At 53.9% G+C, this 1,221-nt stretch carries 1 protein-coding gene; it reads right to left on the reverse strand.

Annotation, left to right across the window (positions count from 1 at the left end):
- Positions 1 to 29: 29 nt before the first annotated feature.
- A protein-coding gene (locus tag E0L21_RS24655; RefSeq protein WP_131413830.1) for an IS3 family transposase occupies positions 30 to 1,150 on the reverse strand; the annotation gives its coding sequence in 2 pieces (ribosomal slippage) (positions 30 to 892 and positions 892 to 1,150; 1,122 coding nt in all).
- Between the last annotated feature and the right edge of the window lie 71 nt (positions 1,151 to 1,221).

The raw sequence follows: 1,221 nt of genomic DNA on the forward strand, positions 1-1,221 counted from the left end.
TGACCTGCCCCCAGTATTAGATACAACCGTCAGTTAGTAATGTCGGTTTGTTTATCTTCATATTTTTCATTTCGCCACCGTGCTGCAAACTCTGATGGCGTCTGATAATTCAGTGCCGAATGTGGACGACACTCGTTATAATCCTGCCGCCAGTCATTAATGATTTTCCTGGCGTGAGCGATATCGCTGAACCAGTGCTCATTCAGACATTCATCGCGAAATCGTCCGTTAAAGCTCTCAATAAATCCGTTCTGCGTTGGCTTGCCCGGCTGGATTAAGCGCAACTCAACACCATGCTCAAAGGCCCATTGATCCAGTACGCGGCAGGTGAACTCCGGCCCCTGGTCAGTTCTTATTGTCGCCGGATAGCCTCGAAACAGTGCAATGCTGTCCAGTATACGCGTGACCTGAACGCCTGAAATCCCGAATGCTGTGGTAATTGTCAGGCACTCCTTCGTGAAGTCGTCCACACAGGTCAGGCACTTTATCCTGCGACCGGTAGCCAGTGCATCCATGACGAAATCCATCGACCAGGTCAGGTTGGGCGCTTCCGGGCGGAGCAGCGGCAGACGTTCCGTTGCCAGTCCTTTACGACGTCGTCTGCGTTTTACGCCCAGCCCGCTGAGATGATAAAGACGGTACACGCGCTTGTGATTAACCTGAAGGCCTTCACGGCGCAGTAATTGCCAGATGCGGCGGTAGCCAAAACGCCTGCGCTCCAGTGCCAGCTCAATAATGCGCTCTGATAAATGCGCATCAGCCGCCGGACGCTGAGCCTCGTAGCGGCAGGTCGACAGAGACAAACCTGTAAGCCTGCAGGCTCGACGTTGCGACAGACCGGTAGCATCACACATAAACTCAACGGCTTCCCGCTTCTGGCCTGTCGTCAGTACTTTCGCCCCAGAGCCACCTGAAGCGCCTCCTTATCCAGCATGGCTTCGGCAAGCAGCTTCTTGAGCCTGGCGTTCTCTTCCTCAAGCGACTTCAGGCGCTTAACCTCGGGCACCTCCATACCGCCATACTTCTTGCGCCAGGTGTAAAAGGTGGCGTCGGAAATGGCGTGCTTACGGCAGAGTTCACGGGCAGAAACCCCGGCTTCAGCCACGCGGAGAATACTGATGATCTGTTCGTCGGAAAAACGCTTCTTCATGGGGATGTCCTCATGTGGCTTGTGAAGACATTACTAACATCGGTGTGTATTAATCAACGGGGAGCAGGTCA

This window comes from Kosakonia quasisacchari (genome assembly GCF_004331415.1).
In the GTDB taxonomy this organism is placed as follows: Bacteria; Pseudomonadota; Gammaproteobacteria; order Enterobacterales; family Enterobacteriaceae; genus Kosakonia; species Kosakonia quasisacchari.